Genomic DNA, 23,317 nt, shown 5'->3' on the forward strand with positions numbered 1-23,317 from the left:
GATTTAAGTCGTGCGGGGGCGTCGGTGAAGTTTAAGTTTTCGGATACCGTTCTGTCCTATGGCGAGTTGATGCCAAGCTGGCCCGTACTTAACTATGACGATGGTCGTCTTTTACCCGAAAGCTATACTGGCACAATGCTCGTTTCCAAGGAAATTCAAGGATTGGAAGTGAATGCCGGGCATTTCACTGCACAAGCTCGCAAGAGCGCCGAGGGACGGGATAGTGGTGGGCTAAAACAAATTGATGTGCTAGGGGCAAACTACAGTTTTAGCGACAGTCTTAGCGGCTCCATTTACGTTTCCGATGTCGAGGATCGTCTGAAGAAGCAGTACCTCGGGGCGACTTATCTGATCCCGTTGGAGAGTAACCGGTCACTGAAACTTGACTTCAATGGTTACCATTCCCAACTTGATCGCGCCTATGCCGACGAGTTGGCCACTGGACGAGAAAACACCATTTGGAGCTTGGCGGCTACCTATGCTCTCGGACCACATTCGTTCACGATCGCGCACCAGCGCAGCAGCGGCGATACCGGCTACCAGTATGGGCGCAACCAGAATGCTGGCGGCGTGGGTGATGGGGGCGGCAGCATTTTTCTGAGCAACTCTTACTGGTCGGATTTCAACGCGGAAGACGAGCGATCCTGGCAGTTGGCTTATGGAGTGGATTTTGCAACTTATGGTATGCCGGGATTGACATATCGAATCGCTTACGTGAAAGGAGACAACATTCGCACCAACGATGGCGAGGGTAAAGAGCACGAGTTGTTCAATCAGGTGCAGTACGTTGTCCAAACCGGGCCAGCCAAGGATCTGAAGTTACGTCTGCGCGGGTCCTGGCTTCGAGTATCAGATAATGCCAGCGACTATAACGTCAGCGGCAACGAGGTTCGAGCGTTCATAGAGTATCCCATAAGCATCTTTTAAATACTGAAGTCGACGTTGGTGGGGCAGTGATTTGAATCCCACCACCGTCACATCATGCGGCGATTTTTTATTTGGCATTTAGGGGCCGACTTCGTATTGGAAGTCGCTTCCTGGATGTCGATGAGCAATGAGTAACGGCAGTATTTTGTTTTGCGCAACAAGCGCTTCGCATAGACAGGTTTATAGGTTCCGGCGGTATACCCCGTGCAACCTATGGCTTTTAAGCACCCGAAACTGAAGGATTACAGATGCACATCATTGTTGTAGGCGCTGGCATCAGTGGCACTGTGACTGCGCTGACGCTGATGCGTGATGGCCATAGTGTCGAAATTATTGAAGGGGCTCACGCGCCTGCCACAGGTGCAAGCTTTGCCAATGCCGGACTTATCTCCCCGGGTCACTGTTTCAGCTGGGCCGAGCCAGGCATTGTTGGTATTGCAGTTAAATCTATGTTGGGCTTGGGTGACGGCATCGGGATCCACGGTCCCTGGACACCAGCGCTGGCCCGGTGGGCCACTTTGTTTGCTCGGGAGGCAACGCGAGAACGGTGGCTGGCGAACTCAAAAGCTGCTTTAGCGCTCTCGTGCTACTCGCGTGATCTGCAGTTCGGTCATTGCGACATACCCAATGCCGACTATGGTGGGCGTCTTAGTGGGATCTTGTATCTGTATGAAGAGGGGCAGACGCCCGGTCCGTATGACGCAACGTTATTAAGAGAGGCGGGAGAGCCATTCGAAGAACTCGATTCAGCTTCCTTGCTGGAGCAAGAACCTCCATTGCTGGCGGCCCGAGTAAAGTTCGCGAAGGGTATCTACTGTTCTCAAGACGGCACCGGAGACGCCGCTCTTTACGCCAGCGCCGCAATGAACAGGGCCATTGAACTTGGTGCGACGGTGCGGTTCGACGAGCGAGTGCTCGGTTTTGATGTTCAGGACGGTGTCGCTAAAGGGCTGCACACCGACAAAAGTTATCGTCAGGGTGACGCTGTCGTAGTGGCAGCTGGGCTTGCATCGCGGCAACTTATGAGATCGATCGGGCACAACCTGCCGATCCATCCAGTCACAGGCTATTCGATTTCATACCCAGCTCCCCCAGGTCGAAGATCCAGTGTTGGTGCTGTGTCGATCCGGCATAAAGTGGCGTGGGCTTCGTTCGGTGAAACACTGCGATTCACGGGCTTTGCTGATGTGGGGATTCCCGATGGTCCGGTCATGCAGACGCAGTTTGCGGCACTAAAAAACTTTGCGGAAAAAGTCTGTCCTGACATTCAAGACGTCACTCCACTTCAATGGGTGGGACAACGTCCAATGACCCCGGACAACCTTCCGTTTCTAGGGGCGAGCCATATACCCAACATATTTCTCAACTGTGGTCACGGCGCGATGGGATGGACGATGGCCTGTGGTTCGGCCCGCATTGTGAGTGATCTGATTGCCGACCGTAGACCCGTGATTGATCTGGCACCCTACAAGTGGGACCGCTACGGTCTTATAGGGCGTCGCTCGGTCAAGCCCACAAGTTCTTGCTTTACATCTTAATTACGGGATCCTTGCCATGACTCAACATGCATTTTTTTATCCAGCGGCACCGCAGTTGCCTTTCTCATCCGCCGTCCGCGCAGGTGGTTTCTTGTTTCTTTCTGGCCAGATTCCTTTTGATTCGAACCTGAAGCCCCATACCGGTCCTATCGAAGAACAGAGTCATGCTGTTCTGAAAAGCATTGGTAGAGCGTTGGAAGATTTAGGAAGTTCTCTGGATTACATCGTGAAAGTTACGGTGTGGCTGAGCGACCTCAACGACTTTGCAGCCTTCAATGAAGTGTATCGCGGCTACTTCAACTCTCAACGCTTGCCTGTGCGTAGCCTTGTGCAGGCGCAGCTCGCGTTTGGTGTTGGCGTTGAGATTGAAGTTCAGGCAGTCGACGTTAACGCTTGAACGACGGCCCGTGATCAATCAGGCAGTTTTCCACGCTGATTCCTCATCGTTGGATTTGTTCAATTAGCTTAGTTCCGCACTGCGGTAATGATTTGGTTTTTGCACGCCGAACAAACGAGTGATGGTTAACTCGGCCCGTTAACGCTGTGCAAAGTTTAATGCTGTTTGGAGCATTCATGAGCGTCGATTTGCAATATCAATCAGGTTTTGGGAATGAGTTCAGCAGCGAGTCGCTCGCCGGCGCGTTGCCCAAGGGACAGAATTCACCGCAAAAATTGCCATATGGGTTATATGCCGAATTGTTTTCGGGGACAGCGTTCACCATGCCTCGAGCAGAGCTTCGTCGCACGTGGATGTACAGAATTCAGCCTTCAGCCAAACATCCGAAGTTCGCTCGGCTGACGCGTCAGTTGGCCGGGGGTGGGTTGGGAACTGCCACCCCAAATAGACTTCGCTGGAATCCGCTTCCGTCCCCTGAGCACCCAGTCGACTTTATCGACGGCCTGGTCTGCATGGTTGCCAATTCGACGCCTGAGAAACCGGTAGGCACTACCGTCTACAGTTATTTTGCCAACCGTTCGATGGAGCGTGTGTTCTTCAATGCCGATGGCGAACTGTTGGTGGTGCCGCAATCTGGACGACTGACGATTTCAACCGAGCTTGGGGCACTTCAGGTAGAACCTCAGGAAATTGTCGTTTTGCCGAGAGGGCTCAAGTTCCGTGTTGAGCTGTTGGACGGCTACGCGCGAGGCTATGTAGCAGAGAACCATGGCGCGCCTCTGCGCATTCCGGATCTCGGGCCTATTGGCAGTAATGGATTGGCGAATCCACGAGATTTCCTGACGCCAGTCGCTGCTTATGAGCAGGTGGGTCCTGTGTCGTTGGTGCAAAAGTTTTCGGGCGAGTTATGGGGATGCATTTTGGATCATTCGCCGCTCGATGTTGTGGCCTGGCATGGCAACAATGTGCCCTATAAATACGACCTGCGTCGGTTCAACACCCTGGGGACGGTGAGTTTTGACCACCCGGATCCCTCAATTTTTACTGTTCTGACCTCGCCTACCAGTGTCCATGGGATGGCCAACCTCGACTTTGTGATTTTTCCGCCCCGCTGGATGGTGGCGGAGAACACGTTCCGTCCCCCCTGGTTCCACCGAAACTTCATGAATGAATACATGGGGTTGATTACTGGCGAGTACGACGCCAAAGCCGATGGTTTCCTTGCCGGTGGCTCTTCGCTCCACAGTTGCATGAGTGCTCACGGTCCTGATGGTCCGACTTGCACTCAAGCCGTTGCTGCACAGCTTCAACCCGTCAAGATCACCGACACGATGGCATTCATGTTCGAAACCAGCCAAGTCCTTCGGCCGAGCCGCTACGCGCTTGAAACCTCTCAGTTGCAAGCCGATTACGACGGTTGCTGGGCCAGCATCCCTAAAACTTTTGACCCGGAGCTTCGCTAAGCAATGTCTGTTCAGCTCATCCAACGAAGCTGGGTCGAATCGGCGAACGGCCATTCCGATTTTCCGATCCAGAATCTCCCGCTTGGCATTTTTAGTCATGGGAATAGCCGCAAAAAGGCCGGTGTCGCCATAGGCGATTCAGTATTGGATCTCCAGGCGCTGAAATCTACCGGGTTGGTCCAAGGGGCCGCGTTACGGGCGATTGAAGCGACTGACACAGGTCGTCTGAACGAACTGTTTGAGTTGGGTAGCGGCCCGCGTATCGCTTTGCGGGGTGTGCTGTTGTCACTGCTTGACGAGCAGTCCAGGCACCAGGATCTGGTCGGGGCGTGCCTGTTGCCTGCCGCCGATTGTGTGATGGGCTTGCCTGCGCATATCAGTGATTACACCGACTTCTATGTCGGCATTGAGCATGCCAGGAATGTGGGCAAGCTGTTTCGGCCCGAAAATCCGCTGCTGGCGAACTACAAGTACGTCCCGATCGGATATCACGGTCGTGCTTCTACCATTCGCCCGTCAGGGACGGACGTTCGACGGCCCCATGGACAGACCCTGCCGGCAGGTGAAGTTCAGCCCATCCTTGGGCCGTGTACCCGTCTTGATTATGAGCTGGAAATTGGCGTCTGGGTTGGGAAGGGTAACCAGATGGGTGAGGCTGTACCGATTGCCGGTGCAGCAGATCACATCGCGGGTTTATGCCTGCTGAACGACTGGTCCGCACGTGATGTTCAGGCCTGGGAGTACCAGCCGCTTGGTCCGTTCCTGTCCAAGAGTTTTATAACCACCATCTCCCCATGGGTCGTCACCATGGAGGCTTTGGAGCCGTTTCGTCATGCGCAACCTGGGCGCCCTGACGGAGATCCTCGACCCCTGACTTACCTGCTGGACGAAGCAGACCAGGCTTGCGGGGCGTTTGCCATCGAACTGGAGGTGCTGATTCAGTCTGAACTGATGCGCCAGAAGGGGCTGGCTCCCCAACGCCTGACGTTGAGCAACACCCTGAATATGTATTGGACGGTTGCTCAGATGCTGACGCACCACACCGTCAACGGGTGTCAACTTCAGGCGGGCGACCTCTTTGGCTCAGGGACTCTTTCCGGTGCAGAACCAGGCCAGTTCGGCAGCCTTTTGGAAATCACGGAAGGTGGCAAACGATCAATCGCCCTGAGCTCAGGAGAGCAGCGATGTTTCCTTGAAGATGGCGATGAAATTTTCCTGCGCGCGCGGTGTGTGCGACCAGGTTTTGCATCAATCGGTTTCGGCGAATGCCGAGGCAAAATTATTAATGCGCGATGAGATAAGGGGCACGAGCATGGCAGATTTATTTGAAAATCCGATGGGGCTCATGGGCTTTGAGTTCATTGAACTAGCCTCCCCGCAATCCGGCATTGTCGAGCCTGTACTGGAAGGGATGGGATTCACCCACGTGGCAAACCATCGCTCCAAGAAGGTGGCTCTGTATCGCCAGGGTGAGATCAATGCGATCGTGAACAATGAGCAGACCGGCCAAGCCGCATTCTTTGCGGCCGAACACGGTCCGTCGGTGTGCGGCATGGCGTTTCGCGTCAAGGATTCGCAACTGGCCTACAAGCGCGCCCTGGAACTTGGTGCCCAGCCGATCCACATCGAAACCGGCCCGATGGAGCTGAACCTGCCGGCGATCAAGGGCATCGGCGGCGCGCCGTTGTACTTGATCGACCGTTTTGGCGAGGGCAACTCGATCTATGACATCGACTTCGTGTTCCTCGAAGGTGTAGACCGTAACCCGGTGGGCGCGGGCCTGAAGATCATCGACCACCTGACCCACAACGTCTACCGCGGACGCATGGCCTACTGGGCTAACTTCTACGAGAAGCTGTTCAACTTCCGTGAGATCCGCTACTTCGATATCAAGGGCGAATACACCGGCCTGACCTCCAAGGCCATGACCGCACCGGACGGCATGATCCGTATTCCACTCAACGAAGAGTCGTCCAAGGGCGCCGGGCAGATCGAAGAGTTCCTGATGCAGTTCAACGGCGAAGGCATCCAGCACGTGGCATTCCTCACTGACGATCTGCTGCGGACGTGGGATGCCCTCAAGGCCAGCGGTACCCAGTTCATGACCGCTCCACCGCAAACGTATTTTGAGATGTTGGAAGGCCGAATTCCAGGACACGGCGAGCCTACTGAGGAACTTCGCAAGCGCGGCATTCTTCTTGATGGCGTGTCGGAGGACGGTGAACGGCGCTTGTTGCTACAGATATTTTCAGAGACTGCCCTGGGCCCGGTGTTCTTCGAGTTCATTCAACGTAAGGGGGACAGTGGTTTCGGCGAGGGTAATTTTAAAGCGCTGTTCGAGTCCATCGAGCGTGATCAAGTTCGTCGGGGGGTTATTGAAACCGGCTGATTCAACGTGCGTAACGCCCTGAAGCATTCCTTCCTCGCTATATGCCGCTGGTCGTCCAGAGGACTACGTACTGAATGAACATAAAACAAAAACTGACGCTCGCTTTTGCCGCTATTGCCTCCCTCCCGGCAGTGCTCGTGGCCGTATTCATTATCTTCAACGTAAGGGGCGAAGCCCGTAGCAGTTTCATTGACAGCAGCACACGCGAAATCCGTCAGGTCGATAACGCCATGCAGCTGTTTTTCCAAGCCATCAGCCAGAACGTGGATTACCTTGCCGCCCATCCGCTGCTGAACGATGTTGATGGCTCGATCAAACAATACATGTCCAGCGATGCCCCGAAAATGCCATTGGGGGCCAAGGACCAGCGGTTGTTCGGTCTGTTCGAAGGTCTGGCTAAGAGCCATGCGGCATACGCCTCCATCGCCATGGGCACTATGGACGGTGGCGGTGTCTTTTGGCCGGGCGATGCCAACATGCACAGCTACGATCCGCGTATTCGTCCCTGGTACAAGGCTGCCCAGGCCCGGCCGGGCGAAACCATTCGCACCGAGGCCTACTACTGGGCGCCCGACGATGCCGTCCTGGTGTCTACCGTGCGTACATTTGCCAACCAGTTGGGCGCCAGCGGTGGTGTGGTGGGTATTGACGTGACGCTCAAGCAGCTCACCGAGTTGGTCAAACAGATCAAGCTGGGCGGTAGCGGCTATTTGATGCTGATGGAAGGCAACAACACCGTACTGGTCGATCCTAGCAAGCCGGAGCACAACTTCAAGCGCCTCGGGGATCTGGGAGACGGCTACGCGAAGCTCGCTCAGGCTGGAAAAGGTTTGGTCGAAGTCGAACTGGACGGCGAGCGCTACATGGCCAACGTCGCGCCATCCGATACGCTGGGCTGGAAACTCGTCGGCTTGATCAAGGAAAGCGAAGTGATGGCCGGTGTATCGCGCCTGACCTGGATCATCGCGTTGATAACAGCAGCCTGTGCTGTCCTGTTCGCTGTGCTGGGCGCGGCATTCGCCGGGCTGATCGTCAAGCCTATACGGGGTGTCGCCAGCGGTCTGGAAGGCATTGCCCAAGGCGAAAGTGACCTCACCGCTCGCCTGGATGTACGGGGTCAGGACGAAACGGCGCAGTTGGCCGGCTGGTTCAATCAGTTCCTGGAGGCGATACGGACTCTGATCAAGCGCATTGGCTTGGCTGCGGGGCAAATCCACGGCAGTTCCAGTAACTGCACCGAGGTGTCGCAGCAGATGTCGCAAGTCGCCAGTCGTCAGCGTGATGCGGTAGACATGGTTTCCACTGCGTTTCATGAGATGGTTTCTACGTCCAACGAAGTAGCGCGTTCCTGCAGTCAGGCCGCTGATTCAGCGGAAAACGGTCAGCGTCAGGCCCACACCGGGCAGAAGCAGATCGACGATGCGGTAAGCAATGTCGACCGCCTGAGCCAGGAAGTCGGCCAGGCGGCCGAGGCCATGGTGGAACTGGAGCAGGACAGCAACGATATCCAGTCGATCCTCGGTACCATTCGCTCTATTGCAGAGCAGACTAATCTGCTGGCATTGAATGCCGCCATCGAAGCAGCCAGGGCAGGAGAGCAAGGGCGCGGTTTCGCGGTGGTTGCCGACGAAGTACGGGCGCTGGCCAAGCGTACCGCGGATTCCACTGGGGAAATCGACGCATTGCTGGGTAACCTGGCACGCCGTACCCACCTGATGGGCAGGCGGATGCATGCGAGCCTGGAGGTGTCCCAGGAGGCGGTGGTTTCGATTAACGAGGCGCGTGTGAGTTTCGAGCAGATCCGCGAGTCGGTGGACGTGATTCGTGACATGAACACCCAGATCGCTACCGCAGCGGAAGAGCAGCATCAGGTGGCCGAGGATATCAACCGTCACATTAGCCAGATCCATGGCGACGCGCAGCAGGTGGCGTCTTTAGCCGAGGCGACCCGGGAGGACGCGCAGAATCTGGCGCAACTTTCCCAAACGCTGAACCATCTGGTCAGCCGCTTTAACACTTGACCCGGTCAGCGCCAGGCTTGAGTAGCTGTCAGGGAACCCAGGCATCGGTTTCTACTGGTCCTCCCTGATCATGTTGAGCGCTGCTTTCACCACGGCTGGTCGCCTGACCCAGGTTTTTGAAATACCGAGGCGACCAGCATCCCGCGCTTTTTTGTCGCCATGTCCGCAGGCAAGCCGTCAATCCGGCTTGCGAGACAAGGCCGTGACCCACTGCTTCGGACCTACTTGATGTGCAGCTCCCGCAGAGACAAACTCATCGCCTCCTGATTGCTGAGATAATCACGTCTGATCATCCTTTCCAGCAATTTAGTGCGGTCAAATACAAAGTCTCTGAGTTTGGCCAGGGGGTAAGGCAGATAGTGGAAGAGACTGCCCAGCTTGCGGGCGAATTCCACATGGTGATTGACGTAATCAACACGCTCTGCTTCGAATGCCGCAATGCCTTCAGCGAGGGCTTTTCCGTCGCTCAAATTCCGCTTGCCCAGTGTGCTGCCCAGGAAATACCCATCTTCAATGGCCATGCCCATGCCATAAGCGGCGTAAGGAGACACCGGATGCACGGCGTCGCCCAGGCATACGACCCGGCCACGACTCCACCGCTTGAGTGACGGGCGGTTGTAAATATCCCAGCAGAAAATCTGAGTATTGAAGTCGGTCGCGTCGGGGAAGCGGGGAAGGGGATCTGCCCAGTTTTCCAGTTTCTTCTGGATATAGGCTTTTACGTTTTCTGGCTGCGCCGCGTTCTCCTTCACAGGCTCGACAATCCACCATTCATAGCCCGGTTTGCCGTCGTGCAGCATTGGGAAGAAACTTGCCTGGTGATTGTTGGAATGGGTGATCGCCGCGGAGTTGGGGGGAATGCCGTCGATACCCGCCGCGTCACACCAGGCCAGCCAAACCCGCAGGCCGACATGAAACAGTTCCGGTTCGCCAAAGGCCTGCCGGGCCACCCCGGAGCGGATACCATCCGCCCCGACCAAAACATCGGCTTCTATACGGGTGCCGTTGGTGAATGAGAGTTCGATATCGTCCTCGCCCTCGCGGTATGACTGGAAGGTGTGATTGGCCATGAGGAGGCCTTCGGGCAGGCACTCCATCATGCGGGCGAAGGCATTGGAACGTAGCATGCCGTAGTGCCAGCCTTTTAGCCCAAAGGACTGTTCAACCAGCGGATTGGAAGGCACGAGGGTGCGCACACGACCTCGCTTGTTGCGAAATTCAGTGTGGGTGAAGGAGCCGAAGTTCTTCAGGTCAATACCATAATCGCGCAGTATCGCCAGCACCGGCACACTCAGCAAAACGCCTCCTCCGAGTGGTTTGGGCTCGGGGCTTTTCTCGTAGAGACGAACATCGTAGCCCTGGCGATGCAGCGCCAGCGCCGCAGAAACCCCACCTGGGCCCGCGCCGATAATGGCCACCCGCTTGCCCTTGCGCCAAGGTAATGTTGTGGTTGATCTCATAGCGCACCTTGTCAGTTTTGAGTAGTTCATCTCCTGACCCGGTTGGCTGTCTAGCCCACCGGGGAGAGGTAAATTGTTCCGCTGTCAGAAACTGGCGGCCACGCGAATGGACAAGTTGTACCCCTCGGGACGGTTGCGCGCATCGAACTCCTTGTAGGCGTGAATCCAGACCGGTGGAAGACCCGGGCTGAAGAATTTCAGCGCCGGCCCCAGGGCCATGACTCGAGCACGGTTGCCGTCTCCAGAGCCGGGTCCCCGATCATCGGTCAATTGGTCGTAATAGTAGCCGCCCACCCCGAGAGTCCAATCCCCGATATTCTGGCCAACGGCGAATTCGTTACGATATTCAATGCCGTTGCGATAGCCGGTGGCCTTGTTTTTCGTGCTCACGTCCAGTTGGGACGTGGACGAAATCTCAAATCCGGAGTCTGTGACATAAGTTGCGCCGACGATGGGGGAGAACGCCCAATGATTCAGCCCGGGGGTGACCAGCCGACCCTCGTCATAATCACCCGTAGGCACCAGCACCTGGAATTGCCCCATTACCGAAAGGTTTTTCGACGGTTGCCACTGCAGCATCAAAGGTTGAACCAGAATGTCAGCCGAGCGGAAAAGTTTTGTATGATCCTGGAATACCGGAAAATCGTCGGCAAAGATTTCGAGTTTGGCGTCCATGTCGAAGAACGGCGCGGCGATCCCGAATCCGTACTGGCCACCCAAGAGGGTTTTGTTCGTCATGTGGATGTAGGCCAGTGTTATAGCCTTCACGTTCAATGAAAAGTTCAGGTCCTCCTTATTCCCATGACTGTCCATGAGGCGGTTAGCGGTGTAGTCGGCGTACCGCACACCGACGGAGCCGTATTCGGTGGCCGGCGGCAGAATACCCGCGCCAAACCCATAGAGGCCCATCACAGTTGTTGGCGCGCCGCCCTCGGTGGCATTGGTCGGCAGGGAACTTCCCCACACGCCGAATAGAATCAGAACTCCCGGAACCACTTTTTTTATAGTCATTGCAATCCCAACCTATGTTGTTTTTTTTGTTTTGTGTTGTTTATTGCTTGTTATCGGGAGATCAAGGATCCCGAACCGGTCATAAATCAATCTCGACGATTTCAGCCAACAGGGTTGTTGACTTCCATACCATGCGCGGGCAGCTCAAATGGGTTGCGCCAAGGCAATGGTGGAGTTGCGCATGAGGTTGGCGTGTTCGACTTTATCGCCGCCTTGAATTTCGATTTCACCCAAGCGCGCCGAGTTATCAACCACCATGCGGCAACGTTCCCAGCGACGATTCTGGAAAGCCTCAAAAGCCGATTCCACCGTCTCGTGGCTGCCCAGGACCTCGGCCAGAACGATGGCATCTTCGATGCCGATGCAGGCCCCTGAAGCCAGGTGTGGGGTGGTGGCGTGCACGGTATCCCCGATCAGCACGACCCGGCCGCGATACCAGGGACGTGGCAGCAACAGGGAGTCCAGCGGACGGTACATCACGCGAGAGTCCTCTGTGATTTGCGCTGCTAGCTCCTGCACCATGGGAGCGGTGAAGTGATCCATTAACAAGCTTCTTAACCTGATGGCCTGCTCGCCTTCGTCGATGTGTTGGCGTTGCTCGCTGTGTTCGGTCAGAAACAGGTAGGCTTGATCCTTGGATACCGGATTCAGACCCGCCTTCAGGTGTGGTCCGACCCACATCTTTATGGTGCGCGCCTCGGCAGGGCGTGGTACCACGGCCCGCCACACGCCCTGGCCGGTATACGTTGGCTTTGGCGCGTCGGGGAACAGCCATTGCCGCACTTTGGAGTAGAGCCCATCGGCCCCGATCACCAGATCGAAACGGTCACGGCTGCCGTCGCTGAAGGTTACGGTGACACCGTCCGCATCGGGCTCGATGGAGTCGTAGGTCTGCCCCAGACGTACTCGTGTGCCACATTCCACTACCTTTTCGGATAGGATGCGGGCCAGCACCGGGCGCATAATGGCGCCGCTACCCGGGATGTCTGGCCCAGCGACGCGGGCGACGGGAATGGTTTCTATCAGGTGGCCGTTGGGCGCGGTAATTTCCAGCCCATCGTGAGCGCTGCCCCGTTCCAGAAATAGCTCCAGTATTCCCAACGTCCTGAACGCGCGTAGCGTAGCACCGCCAAGGGTGATACCCGCTCCGTCGGCCCCCCAGGAAGGGTCAATCTCCAGCAAATGGGTTTCGATATTTTGTTTGCGCAATTGGATACGCGCATCCGAACCCTGCTGGGCTCTTGCGTGTCGCTGGTGGCGTGGCATCCGACATTGCTGATCGGCGGCATGTGCCACTTCATGCTGCCGACCCGCCCCCAGCGGTCTTCGACTGGACTGGATGGACGTTATGGCGACGAAGCCATTGAACTGATGCTCCGCCAAACCCGTCTCCACGGGGTTTCGGCCGCGGAGTTTCGTATTCAACTGTTTGGTGGCGGTGACATGTTCCCGGCAATGGGCAAGCGAAAGACTCACTATGTGGGCAAGAAAAATGTCGATGCGGCCAGACAGCTGCTCCAGGCCCATGGCCTGGCCTGCCAAGGCGCCCACGTCGAGGGAAATGGCCATCGCAACCTGATCTTCGACATCTGGAACGGACAGGTTTCGATCAAGCACATTCCATCTGCCGTGGGCGTGGACCAGGGGCGTGTTGCATGAGGCCAATCAAAGTCATGATCGTCGACGACTCGGCGGTGGTTCGCCAGGTCCTGTCGGCCTCGCTCGCCGGGCATCCAGGGATCGAAGTGATCGGGGTTGCCGTCGACCCGCTGTTCGCCCTGGAAAAAATGCAGCGCCAGTGGCCGGACGTGTTGGTACTGGATGTGGAAATGCCGCGCATGGACGGCATCACCTTCTTGAAAAAGCTCATGGCTGAACGACCCACTCCGGTGGTGATTTGCTCCACGCTGACCGCAACCGGTGCCCAAACCACCCTGCAGGCGCTGGCGGAAGGGGCGGTTTGCGTCATTGGCAAGCCCAAACTGGGGCTCAAGCAGTTCCTCCATGATGCCTCCGACGAACTGGTCCAGGCGATCCAGAGCGCCGCGCGGGCCAACCTGCGCCGCCTGGTGCCTGCGAAGACCACCAAGCTGTCCGCAGACGTTATCCTGCCGGCCCCCAGCCAGGCCATGACGCTCACCACCGAGACATTGGTCGCTATCGGCACTTCCACCGGCGGCACTCAGGCGCTGGAGGCGATTCTGACGCGCCTGCCACGGATTTGCCCCGGCCTGCTGATTGTCCAGCACATGCCGGAGCGCTTTACCGCAGCCTTCGCCGCACGGCTGAATCAGTTAAGCCAGATCGAGGTGCTCGAAGCGCGCAACGGCGACCGGGTCATGCCTGGGCGGGCGCTCATTGCGCCGGGTGGGCGACATATGTTGCTTACGCGCAGTGGCGCCCAGTACCAGGTGGAAATTCGTGATGGCCCGCCGGTCAGCCGGCATCGTCCATCAGTCGATGTGTTATTCCGCTCTACCGCCCGGGTGGCCGGTGGCAATGCCTTGGGCATCATCATGACCGGCATGGGCGACGATGGTGCGCGGGGCCTGAAGGAAATGCGCGAGGCGGGTGCACGGACCCTGGCCCAGGACGAAGACAGCTGTGTGGTTTTCGGCATGCCCAAGGAAGCGCTCAAACTGGGTGGGGTGGAACGCGTATTACCTCTCTGTGAAATCCCTGCGGCGATCCTCGCCAGCACAACCGGAAGGGCTTGAGCCATGCCCCTTTCCGTATGCCTGTTATGCCCCCATGAGTCTTGGCGCCCCCATCAAGTGGCGCGCTGCGCAAAAAGGACGACACGCAATGACTCACTCACCGATTTGACAGGGTGACGAGTATGAATAAAAAAGCACCTCCTCAAGGCTTGCTAGACCAGACATCCTGCGCTGGGCGGGAGCCTCGGCATTGCGAAAACGGTTCCGACAGCCTGGCGTTTCGTACGCTGGCTGAGAACACGCCGGATACCATCGCCCGTTATGATCGCCAGGGCCAGCGTACCTACGCCAACCCGGCCTTTGCCCGCATGGTCGGTGTCCCCGCGCAATTGCTGCTCGGCAAAAGACCGAGCGACAGTTGCGCTGCCCCTCAGTTGCTTGCCTACGAGGCTGTATTACAGGAAGTGGTGCGCAGCGGTCAGCCTGACGAACACGAATTATCCTGGACGGGAGGCAATGGCGATCTGATCACCAGTCATATTCGTCTTGTCCCAGAACGAGGGAGCGATGGCGAGGTCATCAGCGTGCTGGCTGTGGGGCGCGATATTACTCAGCTGCGGCGCGCCGAGCAGGAGCTTCGGGTCAGGGAGCAAGAGTTTCGTACCCTCGTGGAAAACTCGCCGGATGTCATTATTCGCTATGACCGGGACGGTCGGCGCGCCTATATCAACCCCGCCTACGAGCGGCTCTATGGTATTGCGATCAGTGAGGTGATCGGCACCCCGATCACCTACAAAAGCCCTTTGCCGGCCGTGGTCGCGACGCGCTATCACCAGGGCATCCTGGACATTTTGCAAAATGGTCGGCCCGACGCGGCGGAAGCCACGTGGATCAAGTCCTCGGGTGAGCAAATTGTCCAGCATGTTCAGGCAGTACCGGAGTTCGACCAGCACGGAAAGGTCACCAGCGTGCTCACCATTGCCCGCGACATCTCGGCGCTCAAGGCAACAGAGCGGCGCCTGGAGCAGTCCGAGGCCATGGCTCGGCTCGGCCACTGGCAGTTGGATTATCGCCTTGGCACCTTACGACTGTCGGCGGAGCTGTGTCGCATGCTTGACCAACCACGCGGTTGGTCGCCGATCCTGAAGGAGGTGCTTGATCTTTTGGTGCCTGAGGATCGTGGGCAAGTTCTGGCAAGCATCCGCCAGGCCTTTTGCGAGCTCAGCACGTCCCTGACGCTGGAGTACTGCATCGCGGTAGGGCATCAGCGCCTGCATCTGCACTCGTGCCTGAATATCGAATACTGCCCCGACGGCAAGCCGGTGCAAATGCTGGGTACCGCCCAGGACATCAGTGAGCTCAAGGCCTATCAACAGCGGCTGCATACACTGGCTTTCTATGACGCCCTGACTGGACTGCCCAACCGCGAGTTGTTCAAGGAGCGTCTGCAGCACGCCTTGCATGAGAGCGAACGGGGCGGTCGACAGGTGGCCGTGGCGATATTGGACCTCGACAACTTCAAAGTGATTAACGACACGCTGGGCCATGGGGCGGGTGATGAACTATTACGCCAAGTCGCCCGCCGTTTACAGGATTTTGCGCGTGGCAAGGACACGGTAGCTCGCTTGGGTGGTGATGAGTTCGCCCTGTTCCTCAAGCGTCTTGCCCCACCCATTGACCTTGACAGCCTGGGTAGACAAATCCTGCAGAGCATAACGGGGATCTATCAGGTCGAGGGCAGGGAAGTCTTCGTCTCCGGAAATTTAGGTATTGCCCATGGCCCCATGGACGCCGATAACGTCTACCAGCTCTTGCAGTACGCCGATTCGGCCATGTATCACGCCAAATCCAAGGGGCGGAACAACGTGCAGCGCTACTCGCCGCACCTGATCCAGCAGGCCTCGGAGCGTTTGGCCTTGGCGACCAGCTTGCGTCATGCGCAACACAACGGCGAACTGGCGCTGCACTATCAACCGCAGATTGATCTGGTCAGCGGAAGCCTGATCGGCGCCGAGGCGTTGTTGCGCTGGAATCATCCGCAACACGGACAGGTGCCACCGGACAAATTCATCCCGATCGCCGAGGAAACCGGGCTGATCGTGGGCATCGGCGAATGGGTTCTGAAGCAGGCTTGTCGATTCGCCGCCGCCCGGAACCGTGGTAGGCGCGGTACGCCGCTGAAAATAGCGGTCAACCTGTCGCCGCGGCAATTCCAGATGAACGACCTGCTCGCGTCAATCAAAACCATCCTCCAGGACACCGGGTGCGAACCGGGTTGGCTGGAACTGGAAATCACCGAAGGGTTGCTGCTGGACAACAACACCGCCGTGCGCGAAACCCTTGAACACCTGAGCGACATGGGCCTTTCGATTGCCATTGACGATTTCGGCACCGGTTATTCGGCGCTTGGTTATCTGAGTCGCTTTCCCATCACAACCCTGAAGATAGACCGCTCCTTCATTCACAACATCGAACATGATCGCGACAGCGCCGAGCTGGTCAAGGCGATCATCGCCATGGGCAACAGCCTGCGTTTGACATTGGTGGCCGAAGGCGTCGAAGAGCCCTCTCAGCAAGCGTTTTTGCAGAGTTATGGCTGCCATAGCGCCCAGGGCTGGCTGTATGGCAGGGCCATGGCGCCGCAAGATTTCGAAAAGTTGCCGGACCAATGGCCCGTGACGTGTCGCAGTGGTGAAGCGTTATGCGGCGGATAACCTGGCCCCGTGCGCGGGCCTATGACATGACCACCTTCCACAAGAGTCGCCCCAAATGAAAAGCCTTCGCAATATGCCCGTCAGTCGCCGACTGTGGATTGTCCTGTTTCTTGCCATGACGATGTTCGTTGCCCTCGCCCTGTTTTTTTTGCGCCAGATCTATGTGGAGGAGTACCAGTCCAAGGCCAACGAGAGTCGCAGGGTTGTAGAAGTCGCCGAGGGCATCCTCAAGCATTACCACGCCTTGGAAACAACCGGCGCGCTGAGCCTTGAGGATGCTCAGAAGCAAGCGCTGGCCCTGGTCGGCGAGATTCGGTACGACGAGGACAATTATCTGTGGATCAACGATCTGGGGCCGAAGATGGTCATTCATCCGACCAACCCCAAGCTCAACGGCCAGGACCTTTCCGCTGTCAGGGATCCGGATGGCAGGGCCTTGTTTCTTGAAATGGTGGCCATTGCAAAGAACCAGGGCAGGGGTGTGGTGGGCTACCGTTGGCCCAAGCCGGGCGCCAGCGAACCGGTGGATAAAGTGTCTTTTGTCCAGCTCTATCAGCCCTGGGGCTGGATACTCGGTTCGGGTGTTTATATCGACGATCTGCAGGCGGCATTCCAGACGCAGTTATGGAGAGCCGCGGGCGTGCTCCTGGGCATCTGTGCGCTGATGTGTCTCTTGGTCATTTTCGTTGGCAGAAGTATTACTCAGCCGTTGAACGAAACGGTGAGAGCCATGGCCGATATAGCCAGTGGGGAAGGCGATCTCACTCGCAAGCTGGACGTTACGGGCCATGACGAAATGGCTGCGCTGGCGGGCCACTTCAATGGTTTTACCGAGAGGCTGCGAGGTGTGATCAGTCAATCGCTGCTGGCTGCCAGGGCGCTGGATCAGGCATCGGCTTCCCTTGCCGCCGTTGCCAACGAAGGCCAGGGATACAGTCAACAGCAGTCGCAGCAAATGGACCTGGTGGCGACAGCCATCAACGAGGTCACCTACGGCGTGCAAGATGTGGCCAGGAATGCCGAACAGGCCGCCAGCGAAGTGCATGATGCCGATACCCGGGCCCAGCAGGGACAAAGCAACATCGGCAGTTGTTCGCGGCAGGTCGAGCACCTGTCGGGCACCATCGAACAAGCGGTGGGCGTCATTCAGGCCCTGGCGCAGGAAAGCACACGCATCGGCAGTGTCATCGAAGTGATTCGCGCCATCGCCGAGCAGACCAACCTGCTAGCCCTCAATGCGGCCATTGAAGCGGCGCGGGCCGGAGAGCAGGGGCGCGGTTTTGCCGTGGTGGCGGATGAAGTGCGGATGTTGGCCCAGCGTACCCAACAGTCAACCACCGAAATCCAGGGCATGATCGAGACGCTGCAGCGCAACTCTGAAGCCGCCGTCAAGGTGATCGACGAAAGCAGCCAGGGCTCTCGGCTCACCATCGAACAGGCCAGGCTGGCCAGCGTGAGCCTGGATCAAATCAGCCAGTCGCTGCGCAACCTGACAAGCCTCAATGCCTCCATCGCCAGCGCTACCTTGCAACAAACCCATGTCGTGGAGGACATCAATCGAAACGTCACCCAGGCCGCCGGTCTCGCACAGGACAACACCCAGGCTTGTGAGCGAACCAGTGCAGCCAGTGAACATTTGCGCCAGTTGGCAGATCAGTTGAGTCGACTGTTAAGTCAATTCCGGGTTTAAGCTTTGGCGCTATCTTTCCCTTACCTTTGACAGCTTCATGTCGCTGATGCAGCAACTGACCTGATTCAAAGATCAAGTCGCTCCCGCGCTCATGAAGAAGCCGCACGCCTGGTCTCATAAACGGAGGACTTTGGGCGTGCGTCTTTTCTTTCGTCAGGCCAGATGCATTCAGAACCGCTTGCTCGGTTTTCCTCTGTCGATGCCATCGTCGCTGTAGGCATCCCCCTACATCGCAGCGAAACCCCTTACTCGAATATAAGCCGGTGCTGATGGTGTTGCGCCTAGAGTGGTGGCATTTTGAAATCGTTCTTTCCGAAGCAACCACTTTCTCAGTGGCGGGGCTTGTAGGGAGAAAATGCACCCAATCAAAACAAAAAAAAGCAGGGTCAACTCACATCGAGCTCTCAAAAACAGATCGATTCATGTGCAGTGGCAATGCCGAGAGGGTTATACGCAGATCATGTCATGCTCCCCCATCGTGCCGCCGCCACGATACACCCTGAACATCTGTCGGTGCCTCTTCGCGTCGGGTTTGTGGTTGCTATCACGCGCGGTAGCCGCCCAGGATCTGACCAGCCTTCCTTTCGAACAGTTACTCAAAACCGAGGTTGTCGGCGCGTCTCAGATTTCTCAGCAACTCACCGATGCGCCGTCCGCGGTTTCAGTGGTCACTGCCGAGCAGATTCGTCGCTTCGGCTACAGGACCCTCGCCGAGATCCTCAATAGCATGCGAGGCCTGAACATCGGCTTTGACAGCGCCTATTACTTCCCTGGGGGGCGTGGTTACGGTTTGCCCGGCGACTACGCGGGGCGAATCATGCTGCGTATTGACGGTCAGCCGGTCGCTGATAACGTCTTCAACCAGATATACCTCGGTGAAGAGGGGCTGCTCGACACCGAATTGATCGAGCGTGTCGAGTATGCACCCGGCCCGGGAACCGCGTTGTACGGCAACAATGCCTTCCTCGGCGTGATCAACGTCGTCACCCTCCGGGGCCGCGATTTGAACGGTGGCCAGGTTGCCATGACCACCGGCTCGCACCAGGACCGCAAGGCGCGCGTCAGTTGGGGAACGCGCCTGGACAATGGTGCTGAATGGCTGGTCTCGGCTTCGGCATCCCAGGCTGATCTCCCCGACGTGCAGGTTTCCGATGACGTCATGCACGATAACTTTGATTCAAAGCGATTTTTCTTCAAGGGTTCGCAGGGCGCCTGGAGCGTTGAGGGGGCTTTTGCCGAGCGTAATCAACAAGAGTTGACGATTCCCCTCGGCGCCAGATGGGACTTCTCCGATCAAAACACCTTTCTGAAGCTCGGCAACGATATCGACCACGGTGACTACCGCACCTCCGTCCGGCTATCCCATGGCAGCTATTTGTATCGCGACCGCTATTACGAACCGATCGATGATTTCATCGAAAACACCAGCGCCGACGGACGATGGTGGGATCTGGAGGGGACGATCAGCAGCGTGGCTTTTACAGGCCACCGTCTGGTGTTGGGCAGTGAGTACCGTAACGACTACCTGCAGGACTTGCAGACGAAAACGTACTTCCCTCAGACCGACGAACACGAACAGACTCACGGCTGGGACTCGGCCCAGACGCTCAGCGTTTTTGCTCAGGACGAGATCGCGCTTCCCCATGACCTGCACTTGAACCTGGGGCTGCGGTTCGATCGACGCAGCAGCACTGACACGGCGCTGCGTAGCGCCCCCCGTGCGGCCTTGATCTATACAGGCCTGACCGACACCACTCTGTCTCTGTCCCACGGCGCCGCGAACCGTTTCACAAGCCTTGACGAGACGACCTCCTTCAAGCGTCCTTCCACCGAATCGGAACGTGTCAATACCACGGAGTTCGTCACCGATTATCGCCGAGGCGATTTTCGCCTACTGGGTAGCCTCTATCGCTACCGCATCACAGACCCGCTCCAGCGTTCCGCGAGTACTTCACTGGAGTGGATCGACACCCAAGGCGCGGAACTTGAAGCGCAATGGCAATGGCATGGGATTGAGCTACAAGGCAGCCATACCTGGCAGAGTTCGCAGAACAACCTGCACCAGAATCTGGTCAACTCACCGCGCAACCTGAGTAAGCTACGTGCCTCCGTGCCCCTGGCGGGCGAACGTTTGCGGGCGAGTCTCGCCGTTCGCTATGTGGGCGATCGTTTGATCGCACCTGGAGAGAACGCCCCCGGCTACGCTATCGCCGACCTGACCCTCACCAGCGAAGAAGTTCTGCCTGGGGTGAGCGTCACCGCGGCGGTGCGCAATCTTTTCGACCGCCACTACAAGGACGCGGCGCTCTTTAACCCCGATAGCGTGCGCGGAGAGCGTAGCCTGTGGCTGACCCTGGGGTACGCATTCGAATGAAGGCCATCGTCCTCCACTTGTGCATCCTCGCGACCCTGTACTTGCCCTGCCAGAGGGCGGCTGCCGACGCGGCGGTCGACGAACGTGCCATGAAAGCTGCTTATCTTTACAACTTCACGCTCTTTGCCCAGTGGCCGTCGTTACCCGACACCGACTTTCAATTCTGTGTGCTTGGCAGCACGTCCCTGGACGAGGAACTGACTCGGCTGGAGGGCAAGCGTGCCCAGAACGGGAAACCGATCACCATACGGCGGATCGCCCCCAACGGCTCGCTCACGGGTTGCCTGGTGGTCTATATCGACGAACACAGCCATCGCACATTCGACGCCTTGCTCCAGCAACTTGCCGCGACACCCGTCTTGACCATCACGGACTCCACCGGCCTGGCCGACCGGGGCATCATGATTGAAATGCGTCGACAAGGCCCTCGCATTGTTTTCGACGTCAATCTGGCTGCCGCGAGAAAGGCCAATATCGATTTCAGCGCACGCTTGCTCAAACTCGCCAGTTTTGTGGCCTACAGGTCTTGAACCCATGCAAACCGTGCCCTTCAAGGATCGGCCACTGCGCGACAAACTCACCCATACCGGGTTTTTATTGACCGCTGCGGTCATGGCAATCCTGCTTATCGCGCTGCTGGTCTATCAATTGATCGTGCAGCGCAACGCATTGGCTGAAGGTGTAAGGGCTCATGCGATGGTGATTGGTAGCAATGGTGCTGCGGCGATCATGTTTCGTGACATCCATGAGGCCCAGGAAACGCTTGCATCCCTGAAACACATCCCGGACATCACTTGGGCCGCGTTCCTGCTGCCCGATGGCCAGGAACTGGCCAATTACCAACGCGAGGGCAGTGACGCCATGGAGGCTCGGGCAGTGGCCGAAGGTATCGGTTGGAGCGTGTTGCTCGTCCGCCAACCGGTCGTGCTCCATGGCGAGCGCATCGGCAGTGTTGTGGTGCAGGCAAGCCTCGCGTCCGTGTATTACCGCCTGGCGTGGCAGAGCGCATTCGGATTGCACGCCGCGGCCCTGGCATTGTTCTTTTCCCTGGTGCTCGCCCGTCGAATGGCGTCTAGCATCGTGCAACCATTGATGAGCCTGGTAGACCTTACCGAGCAGGTCCGCGCCAAGCAGGATTTCAGCCTGAGGGCAACTCTGTATGGGTCCGACGAAGTCGGGCGCCTTGCCAGGAGTTTCAATGACCTGATGGCACAGCTTGAATGGCACGACGCGCGCACCTGCGCCGAATTGCAACAGCGGCGGTTGGCTGAGCAGCAGCTCAACAAACTGGCCTACTACGATCCTGTGACCGGTCTGCACAATCGGCACTACTTCAAGGAAAAACTCGAGACCGCGGTGTCAGAGGTGATGCGCTACGGGACATCCTGCGCGGTTCTTTTCATCGATCTGGACGACTTCAAGATCGTCAATGACACCCTCGGTCACGAGGCCGGGGATAAGCTGCTGATCCTTGTCGCCGAACGATTGCGCGATACATTGCGCAGCAATGACGTGATTTGCAGAATCGGCGGTGATGAATTTGCAGTCATTCTGGAACATGGTGTCTACGCCGATCAGGCCGCCCGTGTCGCTTCCAACATTGTCCGCGCGTTGTCCTGCTCTTTTTGCGTCGATGATCATCAGGTAAACATCGGCGCAAGCCTGGGTATCAGCTTGTGTCCCGACCATGCAACAGACACTGTAAGCCTTGTGCGCAACGCTGATATGGCCATGTATCAGGCCAAGGGCAGCGGTAAGAACAACTATTATCTTTACGTGCCGGAAATGGATTGCGACCTGGCCAGCGAGGGCACGATCCATATACCTACCTGAAGGATGCGTTGACGCGCCAGCCTACGCAGCGGGTGAGTGAGATCGATCAGTTGCTGGCGCATAAATGGCATCCGGTTTGATTATGCTGGCATGATGGCCGGACGCATACGATTTGTTGAAACACGTAAATCAGGAAAGTTCATAAATAAGGAGCGAGCATGACTACAAGTGAAATCACTAGAGTTCGCGGCGCTTATCAAGGCAGGAACCGATCTAGTGCATACAAAGATTTGGTCTGGACTGTAGCCACCGCCACGGACGTCTCGCAAAATATTGCTGACCAGACTCGTCAGACGCTCGAAATCATCGAAAAAAATCTCAAGGAACTCGGGTCAGACAAGCAAAGCATTGTCAGTGCGCAAGTTTACATCGCAAGAATGGCAGATAAGCCCGTGATGGACGAAGTATGGTGTGACTGGTTCGGTGCTAACCCGCAAAACTGGCCTCAGCGTGCTTGCTTGGGTGTAGATTTGGAGGGGCGTGTTCTGATTGAGATCACAGTAACTGCTATACGAAAGCAGTGAGGCAATTCTGCCCCCTGCCACCGCGCACTGGATCATGATTACACCGTGCCAATCCTTTGATTCACACCGTTGAGCGTCCGACTCGGTAATGCCCGGACGCTTAGTGCGCCAGTTAAAGCTGGCGGAGGATAGTCGATGAAAGTTCGATACCGGTAAGACGTGCCCAATCCATCGATCACTTGCGGTTGGTGTGGCCGGAACTGAGCACGCTGTTCATTCCAGGCTGGTTCGCTTTCTCACTGTTTTGTGTCGCCATAGCGGCGCAGTTCTGAGTCCCAGGCGGCAGAGCATGTTGGCAGTAGCTTGCGGTGCGATGAGT

General features: G+C 57.3%; 18 protein-coding genes. 15 read left to right on the plus strand and 3 right to left on the minus strand.

The genetic code is table 11. From position 1 onward, the window contains the following. The 7 genes from LQ215_RS17500 to LQ215_RS17530 all read left to right on the plus strand — a co-directional run. On the plus strand, positions 1 to 927 hold a 927-nt coding region (locus tag LQ215_RS17500; RefSeq protein WP_230151685.1), incomplete at its 5' end, for an OprD family outer membrane porin. Positions 928 to 1,175: 248 nt separating this feature from the next. Then, positions 1,176 to 2,465: an FAD-dependent oxidoreductase gene (locus tag LQ215_RS17505; protein WP_068934483.1), complete on the plus strand. Its 1,290-nt coding sequence runs from the start codon at positions 1,176 to 1,178 to the stop codon at positions 2,463 to 2,465. Between the two features lie 16 nt (positions 2,466 to 2,481). Continuing rightward, positions 2,482 to 2,862 carry a RidA family protein gene (locus LQ215_RS17510; protein WP_068934485.1) on the plus strand — a complete coding sequence of 127 codons (381 nt, stop codon included), beginning with the start codon at positions 2,482 to 2,484 and terminating at the stop codon, positions 2,860 to 2,862. Positions 2,863 to 3,038: 176 nt separating this feature from the next. Beyond that, positions 3,039 to 4,325, plus strand: coding sequence for a homogentisate 1,2-dioxygenase (gene hmgA, locus LQ215_RS17515; protein WP_068934488.1), 1,287 nt, complete (start codon positions 3,039 to 3,041; stop codon positions 4,323 to 4,325). Positions 4,326 to 4,328: 3 nt separating this feature from the next. Further along, the gene (fahA, locus tag LQ215_RS17520; RefSeq protein WP_230151687.1) at positions 4,329 to 5,621 is read left to right on the plus strand and encodes a fumarylacetoacetase; all 1,293 of its coding nucleotides are present in this window, start codon (positions 4,329 to 4,331) and stop codon (positions 5,619 to 5,621) included. Positions 5,622 to 5,637: 16 nt separating this feature from the next. Next, positions 5,638 to 6,714 carry a 4-hydroxyphenylpyruvate dioxygenase gene (hppD, locus tag LQ215_RS17525; RefSeq protein ID WP_068934492.1) on the plus strand — a complete coding sequence of 359 codons (1,077 nt, stop codon included), beginning with the start codon at positions 5,638 to 5,640 and terminating at the stop codon, positions 6,712 to 6,714. A gap of 74 nt (positions 6,715 to 6,788) precedes the next feature. Continuing rightward, entirely contained in the window at positions 6,789 to 8,735 is a 1,947-nt protein-coding gene (locus tag LQ215_RS17530; protein ID WP_068934494.1) for a methyl-accepting chemotaxis protein, read from the plus strand. A 221-nt stretch (positions 8,736 to 8,956) separates the two neighbouring features. On the opposite strand, the gene LQ215_RS17535 is transcribed toward LQ215_RS17530, so the two are convergent. From LQ215_RS17535 to LQ215_RS17545, 3 genes are all read right to left on the minus strand, one after another. Continuing rightward, positions 8,957 to 10,195 carry an FAD-dependent oxidoreductase gene (locus LQ215_RS17535; RefSeq protein ID WP_068934495.1) on the minus strand — a complete coding sequence of 413 codons (1,239 nt, stop codon included), beginning with the start codon at positions 10,193 to 10,195 and terminating at the stop codon, positions 8,957 to 8,959. Positions 10,196 to 10,279: 84 nt separating this feature from the next. After that, a complete protein-coding gene (locus LQ215_RS17540) occupies positions 10,280 to 11,206 on the minus strand; it encodes a SphA family protein (RefSeq protein WP_230151689.1) in 927 nt (308 codons plus the stop codon). Between the two features lie 144 nt (positions 11,207 to 11,350). Then, positions 11,351 to 12,415: an FAD-dependent oxidoreductase gene (locus LQ215_RS17545; RefSeq protein WP_230151691.1), complete on the minus strand. Its 1,065-nt coding sequence runs from the start codon at positions 12,413 to 12,415 to the stop codon at positions 11,351 to 11,353. Between LQ215_RS17545 and LQ215_RS17550 the strand changes: the two genes are divergently transcribed. The 8 genes from LQ215_RS17550 (at position 12,389) to LQ215_RS17590 (ending at position 22,998) form a co-directional block, all read left to right on the plus strand. Next, positions 12,389 to 12,865: a chemotaxis protein CheD gene (locus LQ215_RS17550; RefSeq protein ID WP_230151693.1), complete on the plus strand. Its 477-nt coding sequence runs from the start codon at positions 12,389 to 12,391 to the stop codon at positions 12,863 to 12,865. The two genes, LQ215_RS17545 and LQ215_RS17550, sit on opposite strands and share 27 nt — an antisense overlap. Next, positions 12,862 to 13,923, plus strand: coding sequence for a protein-glutamate methylesterase/protein-glutamine glutaminase (locus tag LQ215_RS17555; protein ID WP_230151696.1), 1,062 nt, complete (start codon positions 12,862 to 12,864; stop codon positions 13,921 to 13,923). The genes LQ215_RS17550 and LQ215_RS17555 overlap by 4 nt, the downstream gene beginning before the upstream one ends. Before the next feature lie 122 nt (positions 13,924 to 14,045). Then, positions 14,046 to 16,577 (plus strand): sensor domain-containing protein, encoded by a 2,532-nt coding sequence (locus LQ215_RS17560; RefSeq protein WP_230151698.1) that lies wholly within the window; start codon positions 14,046 to 14,048, stop codon positions 16,575 to 16,577. Positions 16,578 to 16,632: 55 nt separating this feature from the next. Further along, the gene (locus LQ215_RS17565) at positions 16,633 to 18,267 is read left to right on the plus strand and encodes a methyl-accepting chemotaxis protein (protein ID WP_230151701.1); all 1,635 of its coding nucleotides are present in this window, start codon (positions 16,633 to 16,635) and stop codon (positions 18,265 to 18,267) included. A gap of 355 nt (positions 18,268 to 18,622) precedes the next feature. Further along, a complete protein-coding gene (locus LQ215_RS17570; RefSeq protein ID WP_230151704.1) occupies positions 18,623 to 20,641 on the plus strand; it encodes a TonB-dependent receptor plug domain-containing protein in 2,019 nt (672 codons plus the stop codon). After that, positions 20,638 to 21,171, plus strand: a complete 534-nt coding sequence (locus tag LQ215_RS17575) for a YfiR family protein (RefSeq protein WP_230151706.1) — start codon at positions 20,638 to 20,640, stop codon at positions 21,169 to 21,171. Before LQ215_RS17570 ends, LQ215_RS17575 begins: the two co-directional genes overlap by 4 nt. A 4-nt stretch (positions 21,172 to 21,175) precedes the next feature. Continuing rightward, positions 21,176 to 22,474 carry a diguanylate cyclase domain-containing protein gene (locus LQ215_RS17580; RefSeq protein WP_436839585.1) on the plus strand — a complete coding sequence of 433 codons (1,299 nt, stop codon included), beginning with the start codon at positions 21,176 to 21,178 and terminating at the stop codon, positions 22,472 to 22,474. A gap of 158 nt (positions 22,475 to 22,632) precedes the next feature. Continuing rightward, entirely contained in the window at positions 22,633 to 22,998 is a 366-nt protein-coding gene (locus tag LQ215_RS17590) for a RidA family protein (protein ID WP_230151708.1), read from the plus strand. The last annotated feature ends 319 nt before the right edge of the window (positions 22,999 to 23,317 follow it).

The sequence above is a fragment of the Pseudomonas brassicacearum genome, assembly GCF_918698105.1.
Classification (GTDB): domain Bacteria; phylum Pseudomonadota; class Gammaproteobacteria; order Pseudomonadales; family Pseudomonadaceae; genus Aquipseudomonas; species Aquipseudomonas brassicacearum_F.

Bases quoted from the DNA above. Each gene is read 5' to 3' on its own strand.
- LQ215_RS17505 (WP_068934483.1), top strand. From the start codon at position 1,176: ATGCACATCATTGTTGTAGGCGCTGGCATCAGTGGCACTGTGACTGCG.
- LQ215_RS17510 (WP_068934485.1), top strand. From the start codon at position 2,482: ATGACTCAACATGCATTTTTTTATCCAGCGGCACCGCAGTTGCCTTTC.
- hmgA (WP_068934488.1), top strand. From the start codon at position 3,039: ATGAGCGTCGATTTGCAATATCAATCAGGTTTTGGGAATGAGTTCAGC.
- fahA (WP_230151687.1), top strand. From the start codon at position 4,329: ATGTCTGTTCAGCTCATCCAACGAAGCTGGGTCGAATCGGCGAACGGC.
- hppD (WP_068934492.1), top strand. From the start codon at position 5,638: ATGGCAGATTTATTTGAAAATCCGATGGGGCTCATGGGCTTTGAGTTC.
- LQ215_RS17530 (WP_068934494.1), top strand. From the start codon at position 6,789: ATGAACATAAAACAAAAACTGACGCTCGCTTTTGCCGCTATTGCCTCC.
- LQ215_RS17535 (WP_068934495.1), bottom strand. From the start codon at position 10,195: ATGAGATCAACCACAACATTACCTTGGCGCAAGGGCAAGCGGGTGGCC.
- LQ215_RS17540 (WP_230151689.1), bottom strand. From the start codon at position 11,206: ATGACTATAAAAAAAGTGGTTCCGGGAGTTCTGATTCTATTCGGCGTG.
- LQ215_RS17550 (WP_230151693.1), top strand. From the start codon at position 12,389: ATGGGTTTCGATATTTTGTTTGCGCAATTGGATACGCGCATCCGAACC.
- LQ215_RS17555 (WP_230151696.1), top strand. From the start codon at position 12,862: ATGAGGCCAATCAAAGTCATGATCGTCGACGACTCGGCGGTGGTTCGC.
- LQ215_RS17560 (WP_230151698.1), top strand. From the start codon at position 14,046: ATGAATAAAAAAGCACCTCCTCAAGGCTTGCTAGACCAGACATCCTGC.
- LQ215_RS17565 (WP_230151701.1), top strand. From the start codon at position 16,633: ATGAAAAGCCTTCGCAATATGCCCGTCAGTCGCCGACTGTGGATTGTC.
- LQ215_RS17570 (WP_230151704.1), top strand. From the start codon at position 18,623: ATGCACCCAATCAAAACAAAAAAAAGCAGGGTCAACTCACATCGAGCT.
- LQ215_RS17575 (WP_230151706.1), top strand. From the start codon at position 20,638: ATGAAGGCCATCGTCCTCCACTTGTGCATCCTCGCGACCCTGTACTTG.
- LQ215_RS17580 (WP_436839585.1), top strand. From the start codon at position 21,176: ATGCAAACCGTGCCCTTCAAGGATCGGCCACTGCGCGACAAACTCACC.
- LQ215_RS17590 (WP_230151708.1), top strand. From the start codon at position 22,633: ATGACTACAAGTGAAATCACTAGAGTTCGCGGCGCTTATCAAGGCAGG.